At 43.2% G+C, this 25,577-nt stretch carries 26 protein-coding genes; 13 read left to right on the plus strand and 13 right to left on the minus strand.

The annotated features are described in order from the left end of the window. Positions 1–173: 173 nt before the first annotated feature. Positions 174–887, minus strand: coding sequence for an RluA family pseudouridine synthase (locus tag AC5JPY_RS06795; RefSeq protein WP_443526670.1), 714 nt, complete (start codon positions 885–887; stop codon positions 174–176). 406 nt (positions 888–1,293) lie between these two features. Between AC5JPY_RS06795 and trxA the strand changes: the two genes are divergently transcribed. The 3 genes from trxA to AC5JPY_RS06810 all read left to right on the plus strand — a co-directional run bounded on the left by trxA (position 1,294) and on the right by AC5JPY_RS06810 (position 4,037). Next, a complete protein-coding gene (trxA, locus tag AC5JPY_RS06800) occupies positions 1,294–1,620 on the plus strand; it encodes a thioredoxin (protein WP_443526672.1) in 327 nt (108 codons plus the stop codon). A gap of 523 nt (positions 1,621–2,143) precedes the next feature. Next, positions 2,144–3,412 carry a transcription termination factor Rho gene (gene rho, locus AC5JPY_RS06805; RefSeq protein WP_319051599.1) on the plus strand — a complete coding sequence of 423 codons (1,269 nt, stop codon included), beginning with the start codon at positions 2,144–2,146 and terminating at the stop codon, positions 3,410–3,412. Positions 3,413–3,809: 397 nt separating this feature from the next. After that, a complete protein-coding gene (locus tag AC5JPY_RS06810; RefSeq protein WP_058023542.1) occupies positions 3,810–4,037 on the plus strand; it encodes a YMGG-like glycine zipper-containing protein in 228 nt (75 codons plus the stop codon). A 174-nt stretch (positions 4,038–4,211) separates the two neighbouring features. Here the strand turns inward: AC5JPY_RS06810 and ypfJ are convergent, their stop codons facing one another. Continuing rightward, a complete protein-coding gene (gene ypfJ, locus AC5JPY_RS06815; RefSeq protein ID WP_443526673.1) occupies positions 4,212–5,102 on the minus strand; it encodes a KPN_02809 family neutral zinc metallopeptidase in 891 nt (296 codons plus the stop codon). 525 nt (positions 5,103–5,627) lie between these two features. Between ypfJ and AC5JPY_RS06820 the strand changes: the two genes are divergently transcribed. Further along, complete coding sequence (locus AC5JPY_RS06820; protein ID WP_443526675.1) at positions 5,628–5,984, plus strand: hypothetical protein; 357 nt, start codon at positions 5,628–5,630, stop codon at positions 5,982–5,984. Between the two features lie 228 nt (positions 5,985–6,212). Here AC5JPY_RS06820 and AC5JPY_RS06825 read toward each other — a convergent pair whose 3' ends face one another. From AC5JPY_RS06825 to rpmI, 5 genes are all read right to left on the minus strand, one after another. Further along, positions 6,213–6,512 (minus strand): integration host factor subunit alpha, encoded by a 300-nt coding sequence (locus AC5JPY_RS06825; protein WP_058023539.1) that lies wholly within the window; start codon positions 6,510–6,512, stop codon positions 6,213–6,215. Positions 6,513–6,757: 245 nt separating this feature from the next. Next, entirely contained in the window at positions 6,758–9,163 is a 2,406-nt protein-coding gene (gene pheT / locus AC5JPY_RS06830) for a phenylalanine--tRNA ligase subunit beta (RefSeq protein WP_443526676.1), read from the minus strand. Between the two features lie 102 nt (positions 9,164–9,265). Further along, the gene (gene pheS / locus AC5JPY_RS06835; RefSeq protein ID WP_443526678.1) at positions 9,266–10,321 is read right to left on the minus strand and encodes a phenylalanine--tRNA ligase subunit alpha; all 1,056 of its coding nucleotides are present in this window, start codon (positions 10,319–10,321) and stop codon (positions 9,266–9,268) included. 328 nt (positions 10,322–10,649) lie between these two features. Beyond that, positions 10,650–11,006: a 50S ribosomal protein L20 gene (rplT, locus tag AC5JPY_RS06840; protein ID WP_011281252.1), complete on the minus strand. Its 357-nt coding sequence runs from the start codon at positions 11,004–11,006 to the stop codon at positions 10,650–10,652. 136 nt (positions 11,007–11,142) lie between these two features. After that, positions 11,143–11,340, minus strand: a complete 198-nt coding sequence (gene rpmI / locus AC5JPY_RS06845) for a 50S ribosomal protein L35 (protein ID WP_011514608.1) — start codon at positions 11,338–11,340, stop codon at positions 11,143–11,145. Positions 11,341–11,775: 435 nt separating this feature from the next. Here rpmI and AC5JPY_RS06850 point away from each other — a divergent pair, with 435 nt between their 5' ends. The 6 genes from AC5JPY_RS06850 (at position 11,776) to AC5JPY_RS06875 (ending at position 16,966) form a co-directional block, all read left to right on the plus strand. Then, positions 11,776–12,219 carry an acyl-CoA thioesterase gene (locus AC5JPY_RS06850; protein WP_319051604.1) on the plus strand — a complete coding sequence of 148 codons (444 nt, stop codon included), beginning with the start codon at positions 11,776–11,778 and terminating at the stop codon, positions 12,217–12,219. Between the two features lie 170 nt (positions 12,220–12,389). Next, a complete protein-coding gene (gene hisIE, locus AC5JPY_RS06855; RefSeq protein ID WP_443526680.1) occupies positions 12,390–13,226 on the plus strand; it encodes a bifunctional phosphoribosyl-AMP cyclohydrolase/phosphoribosyl-ATP diphosphatase HisIE in 837 nt (278 codons plus the stop codon). A 201-nt stretch (positions 13,227–13,427) separates the two neighbouring features. Beyond that, on the plus strand, positions 13,428–13,670 hold the full coding sequence (gene tatA / locus AC5JPY_RS06860) for a Sec-independent protein translocase subunit TatA (RefSeq protein WP_319051606.1): 243 nt from the start codon (positions 13,428–13,430) through the stop codon (positions 13,668–13,670). 26 nt (positions 13,671–13,696) lie between these two features. Then, a complete protein-coding gene (gene tatB, locus AC5JPY_RS06865) occupies positions 13,697–14,356 on the plus strand; it encodes a Sec-independent protein translocase protein TatB (protein WP_443526682.1) in 660 nt (219 codons plus the stop codon). Positions 14,357–14,499: 143 nt separating this feature from the next. Beyond that, a complete protein-coding gene (gene tatC, locus AC5JPY_RS06870) occupies positions 14,500–15,237 on the plus strand; it encodes a twin-arginine translocase subunit TatC (RefSeq protein WP_443526818.1) in 738 nt (245 codons plus the stop codon). Between the two features lie 232 nt (positions 15,238–15,469). Beyond that, positions 15,470–16,966 carry a UvrD-helicase domain-containing protein gene (locus AC5JPY_RS06875; RefSeq protein WP_443526684.1) on the plus strand — a complete coding sequence of 499 codons (1,497 nt, stop codon included), beginning with the start codon at positions 15,470–15,472 and terminating at the stop codon, positions 16,964–16,966. Positions 16,967–16,980: 14 nt separating this feature from the next. Here AC5JPY_RS06875 and AC5JPY_RS06880 read toward each other — a convergent pair whose 3' ends face one another. Beyond that, complete coding sequence (locus tag AC5JPY_RS06880) at positions 16,981–17,379, minus strand: hypothetical protein (RefSeq protein ID WP_443526686.1); 399 nt, start codon at positions 17,377–17,379, stop codon at positions 16,981–16,983. 27 nt (positions 17,380–17,406) lie between these two features. Then, positions 17,407–17,811, minus strand: coding sequence for a hypothetical protein (locus AC5JPY_RS06885; protein ID WP_443526687.1), 405 nt, complete (start codon positions 17,809–17,811; stop codon positions 17,407–17,409). Positions 17,812–17,895: 84 nt separating this feature from the next. On the opposite strand from AC5JPY_RS06885, the gene AC5JPY_RS06890 reads away from it, so the two are divergent. After that, positions 17,896–18,912, plus strand: a complete 1,017-nt coding sequence (locus tag AC5JPY_RS06890; RefSeq protein WP_443526689.1) for a tRNA dihydrouridine synthase — start codon at positions 17,896–17,898, stop codon at positions 18,910–18,912. A gap of 46 nt (positions 18,913–18,958) precedes the next feature. On the opposite strand, the gene AC5JPY_RS06895 is transcribed toward AC5JPY_RS06890, so the two are convergent. Together AC5JPY_RS06895 and AC5JPY_RS06900 are read right to left on the minus strand one after the other, a co-directional pair. Continuing rightward, positions 18,959–19,387: an MAPEG family protein gene (locus AC5JPY_RS06895; protein ID WP_319051611.1), complete on the minus strand. Its 429-nt coding sequence runs from the start codon at positions 19,385–19,387 to the stop codon at positions 18,959–18,961. A gap of 11 nt (positions 19,388–19,398) precedes the next feature. After that, positions 19,399–19,812, minus strand: a complete 414-nt coding sequence (locus tag AC5JPY_RS06900) for an OsmC family protein (RefSeq protein WP_443526690.1) — start codon at positions 19,810–19,812, stop codon at positions 19,399–19,401. Positions 19,813–20,289: 477 nt separating this feature from the next. On the opposite strand from AC5JPY_RS06900, the gene AC5JPY_RS06905 reads away from it, so the two are divergent. Continuing rightward, complete coding sequence (locus AC5JPY_RS06905) at positions 20,290–20,808, plus strand: RNA pyrophosphohydrolase (RefSeq protein WP_057761956.1); 519 nt, start codon at positions 20,290–20,292, stop codon at positions 20,806–20,808. A 114-nt stretch (positions 20,809–20,922) separates the two neighbouring features. On the opposite strand, the gene AC5JPY_RS06910 is transcribed toward AC5JPY_RS06905, so the two are convergent. Together AC5JPY_RS06910 and AC5JPY_RS06915 are read right to left on the minus strand one after the other, a co-directional pair. After that, positions 20,923–21,747 (minus strand): NRDE family protein, encoded by an 825-nt coding sequence (locus AC5JPY_RS06910; RefSeq protein WP_443526691.1) that lies wholly within the window; start codon positions 21,745–21,747, stop codon positions 20,923–20,925. Between the two features lie 93 nt (positions 21,748–21,840). Continuing rightward, the gene (locus tag AC5JPY_RS06915) at positions 21,841–23,493 is read right to left on the minus strand and encodes a DUF4139 domain-containing protein (protein ID WP_443526692.1); all 1,653 of its coding nucleotides are present in this window, start codon (positions 23,491–23,493) and stop codon (positions 21,841–21,843) included. A gap of 388 nt (positions 23,494–23,881) precedes the next feature. Here AC5JPY_RS06915 and urtA point away from each other — a divergent pair, with 388 nt between their 5' ends. Continuing rightward, complete coding sequence (urtA, locus tag AC5JPY_RS06920) at positions 23,882–25,234, plus strand: urea ABC transporter substrate-binding protein (protein ID WP_443526694.1); 1,353 nt, start codon at positions 23,882–23,884, stop codon at positions 25,232–25,234. Positions 25,235–25,577 lie beyond the last annotated feature (343 nt).

The following is a 25,577-nucleotide window of genomic DNA, read 5'->3' on the forward strand; positions in this document are numbered from 1 at the left end:
TTTGCTTTTACGTCTAAGACGTTTTTTGATACCTTGTGCGGTGTTGTTAAGCATGCTCTCATCCTTGTGTGCATAGCTGATGCTATGTGACTGACTTTGAGGCCATAGCTGTTATGGCCTCTATTCATTTCCCTTTACAAAATCTAACGCTCTAAAACACAGAATCTAACGCCCTAAAACGGACATGGGCTTTCCCAATCCATCCAAGCACCCAATACTGGATGTTTTAACCGTAATTGCTGCGCATGTAAGTTTAGCCTTGGTGCAATCTTGAGTGCCGCACCTTCAGCATAAATCGGGTCACCAATCATCACGTGACCTGCATGGACCATATGTACGCGCAACTGATGACTGCGACCCGTCACCGGTTTGAGCATCACTCGAGTAACTGCTTCACCATTACACATTTCGTGCGCTATGACTTCATACAATGTTAATGCATGTTTTGACCAGTCGTGATCGACGATATGACGCGGTTTGGTAGTCGGCTCATAACGCACTGGCACGGAGATCTTACCCGTTGCACCCACCTGCTCCCATTCGCCAAAGACCCGCGCTTGATATTTTTTTTGTGGTAGACGCTCAATAAACTGCTTACTGATATTGGTTTGGGCTTCTGCATTTTTTGCAAAAATAAGCAGTCCTGATGTATCCATATCTAATCGATGAATCAGTTTGACCGCTGGATTGGCACGCGCAAGCCGAGCGAGCAGACTTACCTTTAGCGTTTTGCCATCGACACTTAGCAGCCCTGCTGGTTTATCAACCACCCAAATATCATCGTCCTCATAAACAGTAATTTCTTGTGCAAAATTCTTGAAAAACTCGAGCGGGTAAGCATTTTCTTGAGCGTTAAGGGCATTGACTTCTTCATCGGTAAAAGGCATAAAATTAACTACTTATGTAAATTGGATTAAATATGTGATTTTGATTGATGTCGTTTTGATACGCTAGCGCTGTGGTTACTGTGCTCAAAATATTGTTGTTTGATACCGAAAGCAACCGCTGCTATATGACTGGCAGGTGCTTAAAGAAATGCATTATTGTCACAATGGTTATAGCAAGTAACAGGGAAAACCTAAGCAGTATTATTTTGTCTTGATTTATTGTGCTAATCGTAATTGTTAAACAATTTAACCAGCCTGCATCTGTCAAGCATGAGCAAACATGTTAATATAATGGCACATTTTCACCCCTTCTAAACAATTCTTTAATCATCAATCGATTCATTATTAAATCAATATGCACGTCGATACGTGATGATAGAAGTTACAAAACAAGAGAGATAAAATTATGTCAGACATTATTGTACATACTACCGACACAGACTTTGATCAAGACGTTCTACAATCAGACGTGCCTGTACTGGTAGACTTCTGGGCACCATGGTGTGGTCCTTGTAAAGCCATTGCCCCTATTTTAGAAGATCTAGCAACTGAGTACCAAGATAAAGTTAAAATCGTCAAAGTAGATGTGGACAACAACCCACAAGCAGCAAGCCGTTTCGGTATTCGCAACATCCCAACGTTATTTGTATTCAAAGACGGCGAAAAGGTTGACTCAGTAATGGGTCTACAACCAAAAGCTGAATTGGCTAAAGTCCTAGACAAGCATTTATAAGCCGAATGCAGTTGCTCTAAACTATTTGGGGCAAATAAGTAGAACACGTGAAAAGCCATTATCTGAATCAGATAGTGGCTTTTTTGCTTGTTTTTTGTGCAAAAAACTTGATTATACGAATTTTTTGGCAAAAATTATTGACAATGCTATTGTGAAGACCGTATAGTCTGCTGACAAGAGAAAACCAACTGTTTTCCTAGTATCTTGTCGCTATTCTCCTCGTGTTTATCAACAAAAACACAATCGTCATTATAAACACCATTGCTGAACAAAATGACTAAACGCAATTACTGATATTGAGTTTTTGACGCAGACTCTTATGTAGCCTTTTTTATCCCTATTTCTTAAGACCTTGCATCTACCGATCGCAATGCGTCCATAAGCAGACATGCATAACCAAAACTACATAAACCACAGCGCTGTACAACTACCCTCTATCCTCATATTACTGTTATTTTAATCACTGTCGTGATTTGTGCTGCTAATGGCATCTCTCATCTGATCAATTGCTAATGACCTATCTATGAATCTAACTGAATTAAAGAAAAAATCAATCTCTGAGCTATTGGCTATCGCCAAAGAAATGGGTCTTGATAACATGGCGCGTAGCCGTAAACAAGACATTATCTTTGCTATCCTAAAAACTCACGCTCGTAATGGCGAGGCTATCTATGGCGATGGCGTACTTGAGGTTCTTCCTGATGGCTTTGGCTTTTTGCGCTCATCAGAAGGCTCTTATTTAGCAGGTCCTGACGATATCTACGTCAGCCCTAGTCAGATCCGCCGCTTCAGCCTAAAAACTGGTGACAGTATCGCTGGTACGATTCGCCCACCAAAAGATTCTGAGCGTTATTTTGCGCTTCTTAAAGTCGGCGAGATCAACTTTGATACACCAGACCGCTCACGTCATAAGCTTATCTTTGAGAACCTAACGCCCCTATTCCCAACTGAGCAGCTAAAACTTGAGCTTGGTAACGGTACTACTGAGGATTTGACGGGTCGTATCATTGACCTAATCGCTCCGATTGGTAAAGGTCAGCGCTCTATCATCGTCGCACCGCCAAAAGCAGGTAAAACGATGTTATTGCAATCTATTGCTCAGTCCATCACTCGCAATAATCCTGAATGCTACCTGATTGTACTTTTGATTGATGAACGTCCAGAAGAAGTCACCGAGATGGAGCGTACCGTGCGCGGTGAAGTGGTTGCCTCGACCTTTGATGAGCCGCCACAGCGTCACGTACAAGTGGCTGAAATGGTCATCGAAAAAGCCAAGCGTTTGGTTGAGCATAAGCAAGACGTGGTCATTTTATTAGATTCGATTACTCGTCTGGCGCGGGCTTATAACACCGTCATACCGTCATCAGGTAAAGTCTTGACTGGTGGTTTGGACGCCAATGCTCTAGAACGTCCAAAACGTTTCTTCGGTGCTGCGCGTAACGTCGAGGAAGGCGGAAGCTTGACGATTATTGCCAGTGCATTGATCGATACTGGTAGTAAAATGGACAGTGTTATCTTTGAAGAATTTAAAGGAACGGGTAACCAAGAAATCACGCTTGAGCGCGACTTGGCCGAAAAACGCGTCTTCCCTGCGATTAATATCAAAAAATCTGGTACGCGCCGCGAAGAGCGTCTATTGGATGAAGATAAGCTGCGTAAGGTATGGATCTTGCGTAAACTACTACAGCCAATGGATGGTGTCCAAGCGACTGAGTTCTTGTTAGATCGTCTCAAAGAAGCAAAAACTAATGACGAATTCTTTGAGCAAATGAAGCGCAAATCACAGCATTAATTTGCACACACTTTGCTAGCGCTGTTTTTGTAGCCAACTCAGATTAAGACCACTACTAGGTGGTCTTTTTTTGCTTATCTAAAACTCAGCGTACTCGCTATCATACTATTACTATTACTATTACGTCAGTTATGTCACCTAAGAAGGTATCAACACGATAAAGTGTCAATATAGAAAAACACTAATATAAATAGGTGATCATACGTGTAAGTGCCAGCTTGATGATACAGTCTGGCAACATCGATTACATTTTATTTGCAAAGTTTAGCGTTTTTACTACGACCAATAAGTTGTTAACCGACTATTATGGCAGACAGTAGAAATATATTTGAAAATACAATGGGTACTACTTTCTAAAAGTTCTGTATTCTAACTTGACGACTCAATAGGTGATAATATGAAATTTGCTAAAACAATCGCAATGACTGCAATTACTAGTTCAGCACTAATCATGACTGGCTGTAACTCATACGGTGGCATGAGCAACACTGCTAAAGGCGCAACTGCTGGTGCTGCTGCTGGCGCACTTATCAGAAGTAAAGGCGACAGCAAAGATATCGCTCGTGGCGCGTTAGCTGGTGCAGCTATCGGCGGTGCTGGTGGTTATGTTCTTGATAACAACTAATAGTACTTTACTTTGATATTCTCTGACTGTTAGGTTGGTAATATCAGATACAAGATATTAAAAAAGCCTGCAATCAATTGCAGGCTTTTTTAATGTCTTTATTTTAGTGTTATATGTGAGCTGTGGTGTTTACGGTTTAGTATACGTCGCTTTTAGCTCACGCTACTGATAGTTCTAGAGCGCACCACTAAAGGTGTCGCAAGATTGTACGTTACCGCTCTCTAGACCACGAGTAAACCATTCCACACGTTGTTGACTGGTGCCGTGAGTGAAGTTATCAGGAACAACTGCCCCGCCGCTAGCTTGTGCTAGACGATCATCACCGATTTGACTGGCAGCATTCACAGCTTCATCAATGTCACCTGCTTCTAAGAACTGTACGCGCTCTTGATTACGCTGCGCCCATACACCCGCAAAGCAATCTGCCTGCAGCTCTTGTAATACTGATAATTTATTAGATTGTGCTTGCGTGACTTGCTGACGAGCTTCGTTAACTTGCTGACTGATACCAAGTAGCGTCTGCACATGGTGACCGACTTCATGTGATATGACATAAGCCTGCGCAAAATCTCCTGCTTTGCCTTGGTTCTCTTGACTACCTGACCCTTGCTGATCTCCTGAGATACCAAGGTTCTGACGCATCTCTACAAAAAACGAGGTATCTAAATAGATTGTTTGATCACCAGGGCAATAAAATGGACCTGTCGCTGAACTGGCACTACCGCAAGCTGAGCTGACTTGACCATTAAAAAGAATTAGCGAGGGCTCTTTATAAGTACTACCTCCTTCATTGAATATCTGATGCCATACTTCTTCTGTATCCGCCAGTACCACTTTTACGAACTGTGTATCCCGATCAGTACTGGTCGCAGGCTCGGTAGAGGTCCCATTACTACCACCACCAGCAACCACCTGACCTGTTTGTAATGCGGTCATTGGATTGACGCCAAAGACTAGCCATAAAATTCCAGCAATAATAATACCGCCAATACCGCCGCCTATCATCTTACCGCCACCCTTACTGGATTGTACGTTAGAGCTACCTCGTCTGCCTTGCCATTTCATAGTTTGTTCCTCAAATATACGATATCTATAGTCATTCGTATTGGTTATTCATTATGTGATACAGTTTTTAGTACAAAGTTTCCAATTGGTTTTCTGTTCAGCCATCTGATATTTTCGTTAGATACTCTAAAACGAGCGATTCTAAAATACTTCAGCTGTCTTCGTCCCTCATAGTCTCAAGAACTGATATATTTTCTTATACTACTTATAGGTAAAACGCCAAGAATAATCAAAAACCATGGTGAATATTAAGCACCTAACACTTTCTTGAGTAGGCTGATGTCATTGATTATACGTCGATTAATTTTATTTGTTGTATTAAAAATACTATCAGTTAGACAAAGTAAAATATTATTGAAAATATTATTGTTACTTAATTGTACAGCCTATTCCTATTTACATAGAAAACATATAGAATGCGTGAAAGCTGAGTAGCTGTAACTGAGACTAGTTGGATTCTGAGAAATCTTGGAATTCAGCCTTTGTTGCTGCTACTGCTCATTTCATTTTTCCGGAGAAAACCTTATGAAACTTAAATTACTTGCTCTAGCTGGTATCATGACTGCAACTATGGGCTTAACTGCTTGTGATAGCAGCAAAGAAAACGCTGCTGAAGATCTATCTGACGCACAAGAAGAAGTGCAAGACGCATCTGAAGAGCTAAACGAAGCTGCTGCTGAAGGCGAAATGACTGCTGATGCTGAAGCTGCTGTTGTTGATGCTGAAGCTGACATCGCTGATGCACAAGCTGCTACTGCTACTGACGAAATGGACGCTGAAGTTCCTGTAGACGGTACGACTACTAGCATGGACGTAGCTAGCGAAACTGATACTGCTGCTGTTGAAGCTTCTGACGAAGTAGTAGTTGAAGAAGCTCAGTAATTTATTGTTCATACAATAGATACACTGTAGTAAAAAAAAGAGAGCATATGCTCTCTTTTTTTATGTCCAAATTATGGTGTTAATATCGCATGCTGTATCTAGTCTCGGCTGCTATAGCGATATCAGAACTATATATTATAACACTGATATAAAAGACCACAGTAGATGCTCTATAAAGTAATAATAAACGCTACTAGAGCATCATTTGAGCTCCTACTAAACAACACATCAAGTATCAAATAAACGCTCATCGACTTTTTGGCGAAACTTTTGTCCCGTTTTAAAAGTAACAACGCGGCGAGCAGATACAGCAACTGGCTCCCCTGTCTTTGGGTTACGACCGGGACGGCTGTTCTTATCTTTAAGCTCAAAGTTGCCAAAGCCTGATAGCTTGACCTCTTTGCCATCAATCAAACTATCTGACAGCTCATCAAAAAAGTTCTCTACCAAACAGCGGCCTTCTTGGCGTGTTAGGTTCAGGTGACTCATCAAGTGCTCAATCATGTCAGATTTGGTTAAGGTGCTCACAGTACGACTCCTATGCTATGTCGTGATGTCGAATATCATGGTTTAGCGGTATGAGGTTAAGAGTAGTCATTATAAAGGTTTTTTGACTGCTTTTTAACACAGTATGCATTAAAATCCTTTATTAATAACGACTTAACGTATTCTATAAACAAAAAAGGTTATAGATAATGGTTTTACGAATAACAATGCTCTATAGCCTAATAAGTAAAAGGCTATAGAGCACTGGGTGTTTTAAGTACTAAAAATTAGCTATCGCGTAACTGCGCTGAGTGCTGCTCTGTTAATGCCTGTACGACATTGTTCGTAGCAGTCTTTACAGCGTCATCAGATAGGGTCTGAGTACTGTCTTGCCATATCAATGCAAACGCCAATGAACGCTGACCTGTAGGCACGTTATCCCCTTGATACACATCGAACAGCCACAAATCAACCAACAAGTCCCCTGCCGCAGCTCTCACCGTTGACTCTAAGGTCTGCAAACTGATATCACTGTCAACTAAGATAGCAATATCACGGCGTACTTGTGGAAACTTACTTGGCGTGGTGATCGCATGCTGCTCACGAGCCATCGTTAATAGCGGTGCTAATGACAATTGAGCAACCCATGTCGTTGGCAAATCTAGTTGCTTTGCCGTACTTGGATGCAGCTGACCCAACCAACCGACGTATATATCATCGATATACAACTCAGCGCTTTGGCCAGGGTGCAAGAAGCTCAGCGTGCTACGCTCGTAGCGGATACGGGCGCTATCGATTTGTGCTGGTAATAGCTGCTCAACATCATGCTTTAGGTCATAGAAATCTAAGGCACGGTTTTGATACGCTTGCTCACTCCATATATCACCAACGGCAACTAAAGCAATGCTTGGCGTTTGTACCAACTCGCTAATACTTTGTCCAACAAAGCTAAGACCTGTCTCAAAAAAACGTACACGCGGCTGCTGACGATTCAAGTTGTATTGCACGCAAGGCAGTAGGCTCGATAGTAACGTACGACGCATCACAGCCAAATCACTAGAGATAGGATTTGCCAGTGCCAATACCTCCCCTAGCGCCTCATCATCAAGTAATGCTTCTAGTTTTGCATCACTAAAGCTAAAGCTGATAGCTTCCATATAGCCATTATCAACTAATGCCAGCTTCATCTGATGCGTCAAATCTGCAGTATCGTCATAATCCATGCTGACTTGCAAATGTGGCAATACGCTTGGAATATTGTCATAGCCATAGATACGAGCGATTTCTTCGATTAAATCCTCGCGGATACTCATATCAAAACGATAAGATGGCGGTATGCAAACCAGTTCATCACTCTGCTGCGTGACGTCAAAACCCAATTGAGTCAAGATACGTACCATCTCTGATGGCTCAATATCAATACCAATGACATCACGAACTTTTGCGATTGGCAATGTAATTGGCGCGCGTGCTGGGAGATGCTCGAGAGTCTCAACTGTTACTATTTGACCTGCTTCGCCGCCCGTGATGCTAGTGATCAGATCACAAGCACGTGCCAACGCCAGCTGTGGTAATTCAAAGTCGACGCCACGCTCAAAACGCTGCGAGGCATCAGTATGTAGACCAAAACGACGTGCGCGTGCAGCGATAGCAAGCTGATTAAAGAAAGCACTCTCTAACACAATGTTGGTGGTGCTATCCGTGACGCTACTGCGCTGTCCACCCATGATACCAGCTAAGGCCAAGGCACCTTTATCATCAGCAATGATGAGCTCATCACCCGTCAAGGTAACGGTTTGCTCATTGAGTAAAGTAAGGGTTTCAGACGGTTGTGCCAAACGTACAACGATATCACCGACGATGGTATCAGCATCAAACGCATGTAACGGTTGCCCCAACTCCATCAACACATAGTTGGTCACATCGACTAAAAAGCCATGCGAGCGTAGACCTGACTGTACCAACGCATCTCGCATCCATTTCGGCGTCTCAATGCTGCGATCGATATTGCTAATCGATTGTAACAAGTATCGAGGACATGCTTCTACTGCATCAACGGTTACCGCTGGTGTTGTGCCATTACTAGAAGCGACTATGTTGTCAGGAATCGCTGGTATTTGTACAGACAAATCATTGATGACTGAGATCTCACGAGCAATACCGCGAACGCTAAAGCAATCACCACGGTTTGGCGTGATAGAGATGTCCAGTATTTGATTATCCAGACCTAAGTATTCACGGATATCAGTACCGATTGGTGCATCTTCAGGCAACTCAAGCAAGCCATCGATGTCATCGACCAAGTCAATTTCAGAAGCGCCGCACAGCATGCCATTTGAGGCCACACCGCGTAGCTTGCTCTTTTTAATCTTAAAACCTTTGCTATCGTCACTTGGTAATACCGCACCGACAGTTGCAACGGGTACTTTCATACCGACGGTCACATTGGGCGCACCGCAGACGATTTGTAATGGCTCAGCAGCGCCGATATTTACCTGCGTCACACGCAGTTTATCTGCATCTGAATGCTGCTCAACACTGATGACTTCACCGATAACCACACCACTAAACTCACGGGCAACGGCATAACGATCATCAATCTCAAGCCCTGCCATGGTTAGCTGCTCGGCCAACTCTTCACTAGTATTGTTGGGATTTACCCATTGACGTAGCCACTGTTCGCTAATTTTCATAAATATCTCGGATCAGAATTTTATAATAAAGATGTTGGAGTAAAGCTTGGCAAATTAACTTGCTATATTAACAAGGGGCACTTTTATATCAACAAAAGCACTCTAGCCAAATTGCTTTAAGAAGCGCACGTCATTTTGGAAAAATAAACGTAAATCATCGATACCGTAATACAGCATCGCAAAGCGCTCGATACCCATACCAAAAGCAAAGCCAGTATATTTGTCGCTATCGATACCGCAGTTGGTCAATACTTGTGGGTGCACCATGCCGCAGCCCATTACCTCAAGCCATTTGCCGTTATCATCCAAGATATCTACTTCCGCAGACGGCTCAGTGAATGGGAAAAACGAAGGACGGAAGCGCACGGTTAGCTCTTTGGCAAAAAACGCTTCTAGAAACTCACTGATCAAACCCTTTAGCTCAGCAAACGTGCTCGACTCGGTAACCATAAGTCCCTCTAGCTGATGGAACATTGGTGAGTGGGTTTGGTCTGAGTCATTACGGTACACACGGCCAGGACAAATAATACGAATTGGTGGCTCGTTTTTTTCCATGGTACGGATCTGTACCGGACTGGTATGCGTACGTAATAGATAATGCGCATCAAAATAAAAAGTATCATGCATCGCACGTGCAGGATGATGCGAGGGAATGTTTAATGCTTCAAAGTTATAGTAATCACTCTCAACTTCAGGGCCGGTTGCGACATTAAAGCCTGCTTGAATAAAATACTGCTGCATGCGCTGAGTAATCATCGTTACTGGATGCAAATGACCTTTTTGACCACCGCGAGCGGGTAAAGTAACATCAATACTCTCACTCTCTAACTTGGCGTTGAGCGCAGCCACTTCTAATTGCTGCTGTTGATCAGTAAGTGCTTGCTGAATGCGACTACGCACTTGATGCAACCAGCCGCCATAGATCTTTTTATTATCGGCATCGAGTTTACCCATTTGCTTTGACCAACCTGTCAATGGGCTTTTTTTACCAGTCAATTGCACACGTAAGTCTTGTAGTGTACGCGCATCAGTTACTTGCACAATCAAAGCTTCAGCAGCACTCGCAAACTCAGTAAGTTGAGCCTCATTGAGCTCACTTAGCTCTGAAGACAAGGTCGGTAACGCCGACAAGTCGTTGGTAGCAGCAGGGTTAGTCATAAGACGCATTATTCCTGATTTAAACGGACAATTAATTGTAGGGATTTGACCAAATATTGCAAACCATTTATCCAGTTATATTCATATACAGAATGTACAGAGAGACTGGCTATTAGAATGGCTTGAATATTTAGTCGATGATAAGCGTATTTACTGTCGATACAGTCTCAACATCGATTAGGCATGGAATAATTTAATATAAAAAAAGCCACCGACCAGCGGTAGCTTCTATTAATATCATACTATTAATCAATATTAGTCCTATCCGTTTAGATAACTACTTATAAATAATTATTTAAAAGCATCATATCTAAAGGACGGTTAATATTTAGGCCAATTCCGCTTTTGCTTTTTCGACCAATGCTGTGAAAGTTGCTGCATCATGCATAGCGATGTCTGCTAGAACGCGACGATCGATTGCGATGTTTGCTTTTTTCATACCATTGATAAAGCGGCTATAGCTTAAGCCATTTAAGCGTGCACCAGCATTGATACGTGCGATCCAAAGACGACGGAAAGTACGTTTCTTGTTGCGACGGTCACGATAAGCATATTGACCAGCTTTGGTCACTGCCTGTACCGCTACGCGGTAAACACGTGAACGGGCACCGTAGTAGCCTTTTGCGCGCTTTAAGATTTTTTTGTGACGGCGATTTGCCTGTACACCACGTTTTACACGGGCCATAATTTACTCCAAGATTTTTTTGATCACTGTTAAGCGAGTGATGATGTTGTCAAATGACAAACACCATTGTCAGATTGCAAAGTCAAATATCATTTCATCAGATAATTTCTGATTAGATATAGATGACGGTAGGCTATTAGATGTATGGGCACATACGACGAACTGCTGCTTCGTCAGATTTATGCACTAACTTAAGACCACGCAACTGGCGAATACGCTTAGGTGATTTCTTGGTCAAAATATGGCTTTTGAATGCTTGCTTACGCTTGAAGCCATTCGCTGTTTTTTTGAAGCGTTTAGCTGCGCCGCTTCTGGTTTTCATCTTGTTTTTCATGATGATTTGCCTCTTTTTCTGTTTTAGAACCTGGTCGTCAAATAGTCATGCTGGCCAATTGTTATCATAAATAACAACCAAACCTCTATTTGCCTCGAGGTGGGAGGCGCTATTTTAGCAGATAGTGCGTTGTTTTGCCAAGTAAAGTTTTGGCTTGGCTCTGGTGAATAATAAAGACGGGTAGCCAATAGAATACAAGCCTTAACAGCACTGCCAAAAATTCCAATAAAATATCTAATTTGTCTCCAAATAGATTGAATGTCAGCTTAAGCTGTGCTTAAGTATGTACTGTATGTTTCCATGATACGCGTGCCATTGAATCAAGCGTATTTATCGCCTACATATAGCTGTACTATAAGGTCTTAATCACTGTAATACTACTCGCCTCTCGCATGATAGGTGGCGTAATCAATTACCATCACTTTAGGAGATAGTGTGTCAGAACAAGCGTTAGCATTTGAAGATGACTTATTCGTCTTTGAGACAGTGATGCGTGTGCGTCATACTGAGATTGACTTGGGACAGCATATGGCCGTTGAGTCTCTAACAGCACTCCTGTCTGAGGCACGTCTTAGATTCCTACAAGCCAAAGGTATTAAGGATATCAACGCAGAGCAACAGGGTTTGATTATTGATCAATTGCAGCTAGATATCATGAGCCGTATACGAGTGCGCGAAGAGCTTTTATTCGAAGTCGGTGTGGAGCCAATATATGACAATGGCGGTCACATAGTCATAAAGGTCACCCGTATGCATACTGGTGAAATCATGGCACAATCACGGCAGCACTTTGTCAATTATGACTTTAGCCTCAATAAAGTAGTCAAACTCGATAAGACGACCAAAGAAGCGCTGTATCCGCATTTATTTAGGCTGTAAAATAGTGGGCTATAGCGTACTTTTATTTTAATCAGTATTCATCTGATACAACTTGTCGAATCATCTCCTCGCATCCTTCATTACTTCACTCATAACATTGCTTCACTCATAAGTAGTATAATTGCTTATTGATCTTTTTCACCTTTTACCTATAAGACGATAGATTCATTATGACTTTACCTGCTTGGCTGACTGCCGTAACTTTTAACGATGATGGTTTGATTCCTGCGATTGCTCAAGATCACCAGTCAGGTCGTATCTTGATGATGGCTTGGATGAATAGCGACGCACTACAACTAACGGCACAAACAAAGACCGCCGTTTATTTTTCGCGCTCGCGTGCCAAATTATGGCACAAGGGAGAATTATCAGGTCATACGCAGACGGTGCATGATATTCGTCTAGACTGTGATGCTGACGTGATTGTCCTTAGTGTCACGCAAGCGGGCGGTATTGCCTGTCATACGGGCCGTGAATCTTGCTTTTATCAGCGTTTAGATTTATCTGGTCCAACGCCAGAGTGGCAAACGGTTGATAAGGTACTAAAAGACCCTGCTGATATTTATCATGCTACAAAAACTACTAACGATATGCCTGAAGGCAAGAAAGATGATACCCATGCTGATTCTGCTACTAACCAAGAGTCAGTTGATAAAGCCTCTGTACTACAACAGCTCGATCAAGTCTTAGCAGAACGAAAACAAGCCGATGCTGACAGTTCATACGTAGCCAGTCTATATGCCAAAGGCTTAAATAAGATATTAGAAAAAGTCGGTGAAGAAAGTACAGAGAGCATCATCGCTGCTAAGGATTTTGCTCACTGTGATAAAAGTAGGGATAAGGCGCAGTATGACGAGGCGCGTCACGAGCTAATATATGAAGTGGCAGATGTCTGGTTTCACACCCTAGTTGGACTGGCGTGGTTTGATATTGAGTCAGATGCTGTGTTGGGCGAACTGGGCAGACGTTTTGGGTTGTCAGGTATCGATGAAAAGGCTGCCAGATAGCACTTATGCAATAAGCATCACTTTTATTTGATTACTGTTGTTTTCATCTATTTGTAATAACTGCAGGTTATAATATATCTCTGTTTTATCTCGACTTATATGTCGATGCTTTTTGTTTGATACGTAAACCTTTTGTAACTGCAAAATATACATATAAAGACTGAAAACTAAGTCACAAAACCAAGTCACAAGGATACCGTTATGGGTAGTTTTTCTATTACACATTGGCTAATACTATTGGTTGTTGTCGTTGTCGTTTTTGGCACTTCAAAACTTAGAAATGCTGGCAAAGATTTAGGCGGTGCGGTTAAAGGCTTTAAAGAAGCGGTCAAAGACGAAAATACAGAACACGCCAAAAAACACGTGGTGCTTGATCACGACGGCACAGCCCATACCGAAGAGCGCACAGCAACCACCAAGGTTGATGATAAGCATAATGTATAGCATTTAGACAGTGACATCGGACCATTATGTTTGATATTGGGTTTTCTGAATTACTCCTCTTTGGCGTTATCGCTCTCATTGTCTTGGGCCCAGAAAAACTGCCGCAGGCAGCGCGTACGGCTGGGCAATGGTATGCCAAAATTCGTCGCACCGTCTCGACCTTACAGTCCGAGATAGAAGCAGAGTTGGATCTGGCTGAGACACGCCAACAAATGCAAAAAGAGCTTGCCAAAATTCGCGAAACCGAAGCTGATATGAGACGTGAGATGGCTGAGATGCGTGGCAACATGAAAGCTTTTGAAAGCTCACATAGTCCATCTTCAATGTCTGATGACGTCACAAATGATAGCAATAATGAAGAGAGTAAAGAAAACGGCACCCCTCATCGAAAATCAGCCACACCAAAAGCATTCGACTATCGTTATGCCACTGATACGCGCGAAGATACTTTAGAAGATAACCAACTATCTAAGAGTGACCACAGTAGCGATGACAGTGATAGGGTCGTTCCAATTACTCAAGTCATAAATACCCGGCCATGGGAAAACATGTGGTTTCGCCTCGGTGCTTATGACAAGGCAAGACGTTTACCGATTCCCCCATATGTACCAAATTATAAAGCCGATACTTTGCTAAATAACCCTATAGATATACAGACTTCTGACAACAAGCAGGAGACTGATTGATGCAATTATTCAAACGCAAAAAAAGCCGCCAAGAAAAAATCGCGCACTCAGACAGCCCTGCCAATATCACTGGTCAAGATACAGATACAGCAAACGATCCTAAAGACAAAGCAGCAGATGACGTGCTGAGCTCGTTGGGCGACATGCCCATTACCGAGCACCTAATCGAGCTGCGCCGGCATTTGATCAAAATATGCGTGGCTGTTTTAGTCATATTTTTGGCATTAGTCGGTTATTCACGTGAGCTTTATAATTTTTTGTCAGATCCGCTAGTTGCGCAGTTGCCCGCCAATTCAACGATGATTGCCACTGATATCACATCCAACTTTATGGCACCGATACGCCTGACGGTCTTCGTTGCTGCATTTTTGGCGATGCCCTATATCCTCTATCAAATTTGGTCATTTGTCGCGCCAGGCTTATACAAAAAAGAAAAGAAAATTGCTATTCCAGTCCTCCTGTCCTCGATATTTTTGTTTTATGCAGGTGTGGCCTTTTCTTATTTTATTGTCCTAAAAGGCGTCTTAAAATTCTTTATTTTGTTTGCCCCGCAAAACGTACTACCGATGACCGATATCGATAGTTATCTGAGTTTTGCCTTAAAACTATTTATGGTATTTGGCTTAACCTTTGAGATTCCCGTTGTCACTTTACTATTGATATTGGCTGGCATTGTCTCCATTCAAAGTCTAGAAGAAAAACGCCGTTATATCATTGTTGGCTGTTTTGCTGTGGCTGCCGTCGTCACGCCACCTGATGGGGTATCGATGTTGATGTTAGCCTTTCCAATGTGGCTGTTGTTTGAGCTTGGTTTATTTCTGGCAAAAATTTTGATAAAAGAAGAGACAAGCCCTAATCTGACATCAGCAGTCAAAAAATAGTCTCACCAGTGCCCTATTTGGATGTCCAATAGGTCCTAATTTAGATTAGAATGAGACTAGATACATAAAACTGTGCTGTAAACTGCTCACATATTTTCTTCTTGTCCCATCAGTAAGCTTAGCGCTTATTATCACGTTTTAGCACCATCATCATCTCTAAGCCATTGTTTATCCAATGGCTTTTTTTGCCCCTTGTGTTTTAATCATTTTTTGTACTTTAGGTAACTTTATTATGTCCGCATCGATGCCAGCTTATATGAGCGACCCCACTGATGAGCAGCTTGCCGCGCTGAATATGGCGATGGATCACAAGTCATTTAAAGTGGTCGCTTATGCAGGTGCTGGTAAGACAACGACCCTCAAGCTAATTGGGGAACGTTTACGTGGGCGCGGTCTATATTTGGCGTTTAACAAAGCCATTGCCAATGATGCACGGCAGAAGTTTCCGCCGCATGTAGAATGCCGTACGTTTCACTCGCTGGCCTATCGACATGTCGCTCGTGATATTACCGCAAAGCTGTCTTTGCCGCGCTTTTCACCCAAACGTCTGGGTGACGACTTGGGACTGCAGCCTGTGCAAGTACGTCGGCAAATGGATGGGGTCAATAGATATATTACGCTCACGCCAGCCAGGTTATCTCGGTTCGTCAGCGATGCGGTCAGTAATTTCTGTAGTACACATGCCAGCTACCCTGCGCCAAGGCATATCCTGTTCCCCAGTTGGCTCGATGCGTCGGACGCAGAGCAACTGCGTGAGATGCTCTACCCTGCTGTTGAGCAACGCTGGTTACAATCGATCGATGCGCGTCATCCTGCAGGTATCGGCCATGATATTTACCTTAAACTATGGGCGCTATCCAAGCCTAGTATCCCTGCGGATTTTATTTTGTTTGATGAAGCGCAAGATGCTGACCCCTTGATGATGGGCATTTTGACCCAGCAATCGAGACAAGTCATCTATGTGGGCGATGCGCATCAGCAGATTTATGAATGGCGCGGCGCGGTCAATGCCATGAAAAAACTGCCACTACCGCAGACATTATTGACGCAGTCCTTTCGCTTTGGTGAACCGATTGCAGAAGTGGCCAATACCTTGCTAAAAGCCCTACAAGAAGAGGTGCCACTAAAGGGCAATCCGAACAAACAGTCCTCTACCGATAAAGGCATGGTACATAGTAAAAAAGACGCTATTCTCTGTCGTACCAATGCCGCAGCGATGTCACAACTACTCACAGGGTTAAAGCACGGGCATCGCGTTGCGCTACAAGCAGATACCGATCGTATGCTCAAGTTCTGTCAGGCAGCCGAAAACTTAAAAAATGGTAAGTCGGCCTACGGTGTACCTGAGCTGGCTTATTTCTATAATTGGGGTGATGTGCAAGAGTACGCTGAAACCAATGAAGGCAGCGATTTGAAAACACTGGTCAAACTGGTCGATGACCACGGCACTAATGTACTCAGCCAAGCGGTCAACAGTCTCACCAGTATTGACAATGCGGACTATGTCATCTCGACCGCGCACAAAGCCAAAGGGCTCGAGTGGGGCAAAGTACAGCTCGATGATGACTTTTATTATGATGTGACCACTAATGCGGTCAAGATAAGCCCAGAGGAATTGCGCTTGCTCTATGTTGCCTGTACGCGCGCGCAGAGTAATTTAGACATTCACAATATTAAAGACTTGATCTCTGGATTACAGACAGGGAAAAAAGTGATTTTTGGGTCTTGAGCTCTTTTTAGTTTTTAAACCTTCTGTTGCCATATATCTAACTTCCCTTTTGTATATAAGCCAGAATCATCAGCATAGATTCCGTTCACCAGTTCATTTAAAGTCACTTGATTTAGCTCGCATCTAAAAGGCAGTTTTTTGTGCGACTGGCTGACGGCAGAAATTCTGATTTGTCCTGCTTGCTCATCGAACCATGCATAAAATAGCATTTCTGAAACACCACTTTTTCTATGATATAAATTAGCGCATTTACTAATAAACTCTATGACAGAATCTTCGCTCCACTCTACAAGTAGATCTTGGTTAAAGCCAAAGCTAACTATGTTTTGCGCTGCTTCCTGATGAATATCTTCAGCACATATCACTACCATGTCTTCTAACTCTGTTAACCACCTTCTAAACGTATTGTGCATATTTTATCCCAAGTAGCTAATCTGTTTTTAAAGTAGAGGATCTACTGTAGTAATTTTTGGTGCACTAGGGGATAGAATGCTAATACAGTCGTCTATTCCGATTACTAGATACTCTGTTAATAGGTCTTTTTCAAAATAACCTGTTACAAAGCCTTCTCGCTGTTTTTCTAAGTCGAACCAACCTCCATCGTTAACCTCCCATAGCCAACCGTTCGGGCAATCATCATTCCAAAATTCAACAAGGTTTCCATTATCTAATACTCTAAATCCAATAATATCAGTGAAATCGACGTACACCATTTGCCGTATTTCTTCAGTTGAAAAGAATAAAGACACTCTTAATAACCATGAATCATAACTTATATGATTAATTAACGGTACAACACTATAAAGCGGAATACTTTTGACTGACTCTACTCGTATTTCAGACATAATAAAGTCCTGTTTTAATTTATTAAGGACTATAATACTAGAATGAAATTATTTTACATTTATTAAAAACAGTCTTTTGAATATATGCCTCTATCAGAAAACCTATTTGCCAACCCCGTCCGCCTCCTCGCACCCATGGAAGGCTTGACCGATCCATTGATGCGCCAAATTCTAACGCAGATTGCATCAGATTTAGGGCGTCCTTATGATTGGTCAGTGAGTGAGTTTATTCGTATTACTCAGCATGTCTTGCCTGCGCATGTTTTCTATAGGTACGTCCCCGAACTCCATCATGATGCCAAGACCGCCTCTGGCACGCCCATCCATGTGCAGATTTTGGGTAGCGACGCGCAGCTGATGGCAGAAAACGCTGCTTATGCTTGCGAGCTTGGCGCACCTGCGATTGATATCAACTTCGGTTGCCCTGCCAAGACGGTCAATAGCCATCGTGGGGGTTCTGTATTGTTAGATGAACCCGAAACCATGTATCAGATTATCAGTGCAGTACGTCTGTCTGTGCCCGCGCATATTCCTGTATCAGCAAAGATTCGCTTGGGCTATACCGATACTAGCCGAATGGATGATATTCGCGGCGCGATTGCCGCAAGTGGCGCTGACTGGCTCACTATTCATGCCCGCACCAAGACCCAAGGCTATAAGCCGCCTGCCTATTGGGACAAAATCCAAAGTTTTAATGCGCTCGATATTCCAGTCATTGCCAACGGGGAAATATGGACAGCAGCGCAAGCAAATGACTGTATGACGCAGTCGGCAACGCATCATTTGATGTTAGGTCGCGGTGCAGTCACGCGTCCCGATCTGGTTGCACAGGTCGATAGCCATACTAATGCTAATGCTGAGAGCAATACTGAAAGTCTAGAGAATGCCTCTACATTGTTATGGCAAGATTTGATCGCCCATCAGATTAAGTTTTTGGAGGGCGCAGCAAAGAATGATGTGGTGTTGGTCGGTCGTTATAAGCAGTGGCTAGGTATGCTTACCAAAGGCTATGCTGAGGCGCAAACATTATGGGAAAGGATTAAAAGAGAAAAAAATAAAGCGGTGATTATTAGCGCACTACAAGCGAGTGTGCAAAAATAATCACCTAGTCATACGTGGCTTGCTTTATAAGTAACAATGGGCAGTGCTATACGCTGACTCGTATCGCTAAATAAAACAGCATTAGACAACATGCCATCGACAATACCCAGAGAATAGAGCGAAATGTCGATAAGTTGGTAATATAAGCGGTGCAGTAGCCAATCCTAATCATTACATACAACCAAGCCAATACATTAATAATAGACTGCGGTACAAAGAGTAGCATCGCTGTCAGTACAGCTGCTAAAAATACAGGTAAGGTTTCATAGCTGTTTTTTTGTGCGGCATCAGCGCGTGCAGCAATACCAGTAGTGCTTTGCATAAAGTCACGTGGATGCGCATTGTTTCTGATTCTAAATCCACCGGATATTTTTGCCACTAAAGATACTGCCCATGGCAGTAAACTTGCGGCTATCATCGCCCAGATAGCGGAGGCAACTTTATCAGAAACTAAGTCAAAGAGTGCACTGATCATTGTATAAGTCCCTAACCTGCAATCACTTCAAAATCGTGGGTAATGTTGACCCCACCTTCCACTAGCATACGGCTAGCAGAGCAGTATTTTTCTGCTGATAAATTAATGGCTTTTTCGACTTGTTTTTCTTTGACATCTTGACCCGTGACAATGAAATGCATATGGATATCAGTATAGACTGCTGGTACGGTCTCAGCGCGCTGGGCAGTTAGCTCACAACGTACATCCGTTACTGCTTGGCGTGATTTCTGTAAAATCTCTACGACATCGTAACTGGCGCATCCACCCAATCCTAGCAGGATCAGCTCCATCGGGCTTGAGCCTTTTTCTTTATCAGCATCAAGCTGTACGTTATGCCCTGATGGTGACACGCCCATAAAGGCTTTGTTTTCTTGCCATGTGACGCTTGCTTTTGATTCTGACATTGCAGATGCTCCTTACTTTGATTGGCATATTGCCTATTTTTATTGTTTGAAATATATAACACTTGGCTAGTGTAGCATAAGCCAAAGCAAGATTTTATAGAGCCATTGTTCTGCTACCGTGTCACGATGAGTAAATACACTACTCTTACTCTTCGATTTTTGATAAAGCTGTTATTTCGTAAACCTTTTGATTGTTTTGGAATAGTGCATTTGTCGCTGCTCATTACCACGCCTACAAAACCATTATCTTATAAACATACAAGAGTTCATTTATAAATAGTTGATTTTAAAAGGTAAAACTCGTGAAACATTTTATAGCAAAATACTGTTACACATTTTGCTTATTTCTTGGTTTAATAACGGTAATGAAACTCGTTTTAGGCAGATATCAATAACAATCACCTTATAATAATTACGATTGCTATTATGATTTGGATCTAGGACGAGCTATTTTTAAACAAATTAAAAGGTTTAGTCATGATAGATGCAGACGGCTTTCGCGCCAACGTCGGCATCATCTTGGCAAATACACAAGGGCAGGTTCTGTGGGCAAAACGTATTGGTCACAACGCTTGGCAATTTCCGCAGGGTGGTATCGACCGCGGGGAGACGCCGATGGATGCAATGTATCGCGAGCTCTGGGAAGAGGTCGGCTTACATCCGCGTCACGTAGACTTATTGGCAGTCACGCAAGACTGGTTGCGCTATCGTTTGCCAAAACGTTATGTACGTCATGGCCAGCACCCCTTGTGTATTGGGCAAAAACAAAAATGGTTTTTGCTACGCTTAGATGAGCCAAATACTCAACATATTCGCTTCGATGAAGGGAAGCCTGAATTTGACCATTGGCAATGGGTCAGTTACTGGTACCCACTCGGACAAGTAATTCACTTTAAACGAGGCGTTTATCGCCGTGCCTTGCAAGAATTGGTACGCGAACTCCCCCTAAAGCAAGAACTGATCATTCCTGAGCAGAATAACCATCTGCTTATGTAATGAGTTACTCAATAGTACGATGCAAAACACCCACTATAATAGCTAGAATTTTTAGCAATTACCGTGGGTGTTTTTTATGCTCCTAGACCTATACTCTCAAAACGCTATTGATGACTACTTTGGATTACCGTCAAATTCTCGGCTGATGATATCGGTCGTGAAATCTGCATCTCTATCTTTGCGTAATGTCAAAATGCTTTGAGTTCGCGTACCATAAGTTGGTGTGTTGGTTTTAACATCACCAAAAACTATTGGTTCAATATAAACAGAGGACAAGGTTTGCTCAATCTCAGTGCTCATACCTGTCTCTGGCAGCTGATCATCTGGTGCTTTGGTGTTATCCGATAGTACATCGAATGCCGCCGCTTGCCAGTATTCAGCCGAACTGTCCTCAGCAATCAATGGCAACACCTCTTGGCGCAGCCTGCCGCGCAGACGTTCTGTCTTAAACCAAGCTGATTCTGGCTGACCGTTAGATATGACATGCAGACCTGCATATAATGGCGTGGGTGCATGACCGCGATTATTAACGATGACAGCTTGAGTGGCGTCACCAATAATCAGGTTAAAGCCTGCATAGTTTTGCAAATCAATCTGCCGTGCAAATGTCATCGGACTAAGCATACTAGTCAAAAAATGGGTGACCAGCTCACCTCGTGAACGCTCATTAATACCTGCCTGCACACCATCACGAAAGTTCAATACTGCCGCCCAGCGTCCGTTCTGCTCATATATAACGCTTCCTTCTTTATCTGGCAGTGGCTGCTGATGAATGCCCAGCCAAGTCCCACCGCTTTGGCTATCACGTCCTGCATAAATAGGCTGGTCAGCCCACTGATGTAGCGGATCCGTCGGACGCTGTAAAAACTCATCGCGATTGGACAATAGTACTAAAGGTAGTTCGTCAAATAACTGCCAAGCAATGGCAACAATACACATAGCATTCCTTTTATTATTTTATGTTGGGCGCGAGATTTTCGGTAAAAATAAAAATCATCACTTAAAGCTGATTTACTAATCAAGCGCCGGTTATCAATTACCACTCAATATTTTATTAGCAGGGTAACTGATTTGAGACGTTGAGCGTATAACCTGTGACTGTTTACTCGGCAAGTCAAAATCCCACGCCACCATGCCTTGATTGTCATTCCAATTGCGATCAGTGATAGGCGGCGTGTGGGTGACTGTAACTTTCAGACTATCATCGCGGCTGATAGGCTCGCTACCTAGTACTTGCAAGCGTACAGCGCGGTTATGCTGGTTAGTAAATTGATAGGCTTGGGTAGTCGTTAAGGTTTGTGTGCGGCTTAGCACACCTTTTTCACCTTGCTTATCTTCGTTGATCAGCGCTTTCACGAGAATATTTGAATCACGGCCAAAACCAATCCCCTGCTCTTTTAGCATCTGATAATTATAGCGCGACTGTCCGACATAGTTGTCATCACGGTACAGCTGTAATGACCCATCCACCCACTCTGGCGTCAGAAATGGCGCTGATGCATACCAATACGCTGTCGTCTCAACGCTAGGGGTACTTCGAACCCACAGCTTACTGCCGCCAGACTGCTCGCCAATAACTGTGCGTACCCGTCTACCATCACTAGGGATACTCACCAGCTGCGCTAACCGATACTCGATGATACCGTTTTTGTTCTGGCTACTGACCGTAAAGTTCGGTAGCGGCGCCATATTTGGCGAGCTAGAGTCGTCGCTATAGCTCTCTCTTGCAGACACGACTACAGGCGTGTTATCCGCCATAGCTGATGCATACTGAGCATTTTGGTTTTCTTCATATAGCGATAGGCGCGGTACATATGGCAGTTGTCCTGTCGCACTTTGGTTGGGATTAGCGGTACTGAGAGTGACAGGTACGTTGGTCCAGTTCTCACCCGTTTGCTGGGCGATGATCGCCGAGGCGGTGAGACTCAACTGATCACTATTGGTGTTGAGACGCGCCTGATACGTAGGCTCCCAACCTGCACCCTGTACTTGATAGTGCAATTTAACGCTACTTGGCAAGCGACTGGCAGTGCGCACACTTACCTGTGTCACATCATTGGAGGTTGACGTTGCGCTGCCCGCCATCAGCTGATTCAGTGCGTCTTGGGCACTTGCCTGTCGCCGCTCAATATTAAAAATCTTTTGGTTAATGCGGGTTGCTTGCGCTTCTATGTCGCGTGCGTTATTTGCAATCGTACTCGCTGTGTTGACTTGCGTGGCTTTAGTCAAATTTTGTAAGTATGCTTTTGCCAAGCGCGCCGCTTCTAATTCAGCATTGATACTGGCTAGAGTGTTTTGCTGCGTCTGCACTTTAGTATCGCCTTGGTATTGGCATTGGGCGGCTTGCTCTCCACTCAACGCTTCAATACTGATTTCACCAATATTGACATTACCTATTGCCTGTACGCTTAGACTTTCTTTATCTATATAAGGTGACAGGCAAGAGAATATCACGGTTTGCTCGCCACTCTCTGTGATAGGCAACGAACGTGTGACACTTGCCAGTCCCTGATAGATAGTCACTTGCTCGACGCTACTGATAGCTGCTTGTGCACTAGATATACCCCATACTGCACTGCTACCGCATATCACTGGCAGGACATTGAGCCGCGTCATTCGAGCGAACGCAGACAATATACTGGTACGATCATTTGAGACAGACCAGTGTGTTAGGTGGACATTCATACGTCATTCCTCAAAATGAAATTATCCTAGCGTCACCGTCAGTCTTATATCAGATAAGCGCATAAGAGAACCTCTATCTTAGCAAGATTACCGTAGCCGTTTTGACCGTTTTTAATAGAAACTTTTTTATCGCCTCAGGTCTTTGAATGAGAGCTTCTCTATTTCAGTGTGCTGCTCTATACACTGCACCAACTTTTTATTCCTCTCCCCTTTATGGTGCACTTTTATTAACAATCGTGCACTAAATTAATGAAAACAACCGACAAGATTTAATTATTGCTCAATTATTACTCGATTACTGACTTTTTTGACTTGGCACAGAACTTGAAGTCTTAATTATTGTTCAGCAGCAGTATTTTTACTTTTTGTGTTTATTTAGGAGATGTCCATGTTTTCGTTACCAACTTTAGCCAATCCTCAGTGTGTTGACTCTCACTTACCCAGCAAAATCAAATCTCGCTTCTCACTATTAACCATCGCTGTCGTTGGTAGCTTGAGCCTCGCTGGCTGTCAAAAACCTGCTGAAACGGCGACCTCTACAGAGACAACAACCGAAACCACTACAGAAACAACGACGACTCCTGCTGCTGATGGCGACACCATCAAAGTGGGCATTTTGCATTCACTATCTGGCACCATGGCAATCTCCGAAACCTCTCTAAAAGACACGGCACTCATGACCATCGATGAGATTAATGCCAGCGGCGGCGTACTCGGCAAACAGCTAGAACCTGTGGTCGTTGATCCTGCTTCTGATTGGCCGTTGTTTGCTGAAAAAGCCCGTCAACTACTCACCCAAGACAAAGTAGATGTTATTTTTGGTGGCTGGACATCAGTATCACGCAAGTCAGTATTACCAGTGGTTGAAGAGCTAAATGGCTTGATGTTCTATCCTGTGCAGTACGAAGGACAGGAGCAATCAGAAAACATCTTTTATACTGGCGCAGCGCCTAATCAGCAGGCTATACCCGCGGTTGAATACTTAATGAGTGAAGAAGGTGGCGGCGCAGAACGCTTTGTACTGTTAGGTACTGATTACGTCTACCCACGAACCACCAACCAGATCTTAAAGGCGTTCTTAAAGTCAAAAGGTATTGCTGATGAAGACATCATGGAAGAGTACACACCGTTTGGCTTTAGTAATTATCAAACCATCGTCTCCAATGTCAAAAAGTTCTCAACAGGCAAAAAGACAGCCGTAATCTCTACCATCAATGGCGACTCAAATGTTCCGTTCTATCGTGAACTTGCCAACCAAGGTATCAACGCCTCAGACATTCCGGTTATGGCATTCTCAGTCGGTGAAGAAGAGCTACGCGGCATCGATACCAGTTTATTGCAAGGGCATTTGGCGGCATGGAACTACTTTATGTCGATCAAAAACCCAACCAACAGCGACTTTACCAAACGTTATAAGCAGTATGCACTAGATCAAAAACTACCAAATGCTGAAAAGGTTGTGACCAATGATCCGATGGAAGCCACCTATGTGGGCATCAATATGTGGAAACAAGCCGTTGAACAAGCAGGTACCACTGATGTCGATAAAGTACGTATTAGCATGGCTGGACAGACATTTGATGCGCCTTCAGGCTACACGCTAAAAATGGATGAGGAAAACCATCATTTATGGAAACCTGTCATGATTGGTCAAATTCGTGCCGATGGTCAATTTGATACGATTTTTAAGACGCCAGAAGTCATCCAAGCTCAGCCTTGGAGCGAGTACATTCCTAAATAGATCGTATTTTTAATGACTGTATGCTGACAAATATATGGCTGGTGAGCCTATAACGCCTGAGCATAATCACGAATCAGAGCGCGTTCAACCGCCATAGCTATGTTTGACTTTATAGTTATGTTTGACCTTTTAAAACCCTTCAAACTTTATCAAACCTTTATCGCTTAAGACATGAGCGGTAGAGGCTGAAGGTTTGTTGTCTGTAAAACATAGGGAGCCGCATATGCAGCGCCACACTTTACGCCCATTTGCAGGGCAAATATCGTCCAAAAATGATAACGCTCAACAAGCATCGTTAAGCGGGCTAATGACGCACGTCACTCGTTTTTCAGTGTGCACGATT

It is taken from the genome of Psychrobacter sp. H27 (genome assembly GCF_059072655.1).

Coding starts and splice junctions, on each gene's coding strand:
- AC5JPY_RS06795 (WP_443526670.1), bottom strand. CDS start 887: ATGCCTTTTACCGATGAAGAAGTCAATGCCCTTAACGCTCAAGAAAAT.
- trxA (WP_443526672.1), top strand. CDS start 1,294: ATGTCAGACATTATTGTACATACTACCGACACAGACTTTGATCAAGAC.
- rho (WP_319051599.1), top strand. CDS start 2,144: ATGAATCTAACTGAATTAAAGAAAAAATCAATCTCTGAGCTATTGGCT.
- AC5JPY_RS06810 (WP_058023542.1), top strand. CDS start 3,810: ATGAAATTTGCTAAAACAATCGCAATGACTGCAATTACTAGTTCAGCA.
- ypfJ (WP_443526673.1), bottom strand. CDS start 5,102: ATGAAATGGCAAGGCAGACGAGGTAGCTCTAACGTACAATCCAGTAAG.
- AC5JPY_RS06820 (WP_443526675.1), top strand. CDS start 5,628: ATGAAACTTAAATTACTTGCTCTAGCTGGTATCATGACTGCAACTATG.
- pheT (WP_443526676.1), bottom strand. CDS start 9,163: ATGAAAATTAGCGAACAGTGGCTACGTCAATGGGTAAATCCCAACAAT.
- pheS (WP_443526678.1), bottom strand. CDS start 10,321: ATGACTAACCCTGCTGCTACCAACGACTTGTCGGCGTTACCGACCTTG.
- rplT (WP_011281252.1), bottom strand. CDS start 11,006: ATGGCCCGTGTAAAACGTGGTGTACAGGCAAATCGCCGTCACAAAAAA.
- rpmI (WP_011514608.1), bottom strand. CDS start 11,340: ATGAAAAACAAGATGAAAACCAGAAGCGGCGCAGCTAAACGCTTCAAA.
- hisIE (WP_443526680.1), top strand. CDS start 12,390: ATGACTTTACCTGCTTGGCTGACTGCCGTAACTTTTAACGATGATGGT.
- tatA (WP_319051606.1), top strand. CDS start 13,428: ATGGGTAGTTTTTCTATTACACATTGGCTAATACTATTGGTTGTTGTC.
- tatB (WP_443526682.1), top strand. CDS start 13,697: ATGTTTGATATTGGGTTTTCTGAATTACTCCTCTTTGGCGTTATCGCT.
- tatC (WP_443526818.1), top strand. CDS start 14,500: ATGCCCATTACCGAGCACCTAATCGAGCTGCGCCGGCATTTGATCAAA.
- AC5JPY_RS06875 (WP_443526684.1), top strand. CDS start 15,470: ATGTCCGCATCGATGCCAGCTTATATGAGCGACCCCACTGATGAGCAG.
- AC5JPY_RS06880 (WP_443526686.1), bottom strand. CDS start 17,379: ATGCACAATACGTTTAGAAGGTGGTTAACAGAGTTAGAAGACATGGTA.
- AC5JPY_RS06885 (WP_443526687.1), bottom strand. CDS start 17,811: ATGTCTGAAATACGAGTAGAGTCAGTCAAAAGTATTCCGCTTTATAGT.
- AC5JPY_RS06890 (WP_443526689.1), top strand. CDS start 17,896: ATGCCTCTATCAGAAAACCTATTTGCCAACCCCGTCCGCCTCCTCGCA.
- AC5JPY_RS06895 (WP_319051611.1), bottom strand. CDS start 19,387: ATGATCAGTGCACTCTTTGACTTAGTTTCTGATAAAGTTGCCTCCGCT.
- AC5JPY_RS06900 (WP_443526690.1), bottom strand. CDS start 19,812: ATGTCAGAATCAAAAGCAAGCGTCACATGGCAAGAAAACAAAGCCTTT.
- AC5JPY_RS06905 (WP_057761956.1), top strand. CDS start 20,290: ATGATAGATGCAGACGGCTTTCGCGCCAACGTCGGCATCATCTTGGCA.
- AC5JPY_RS06910 (WP_443526691.1), bottom strand. CDS start 21,747: ATGTGTATTGTTGCCATTGCTTGGCAGTTATTTGACGAACTACCTTTA.
- AC5JPY_RS06915 (WP_443526692.1), bottom strand. CDS start 23,493: ATGAATGTCCACCTAACACACTGGTCTGTCTCAAATGATCGTACCAGT.
- urtA (WP_443526694.1), top strand. CDS start 23,882: ATGTTTTCGTTACCAACTTTAGCCAATCCTCAGTGTGTTGACTCTCAC.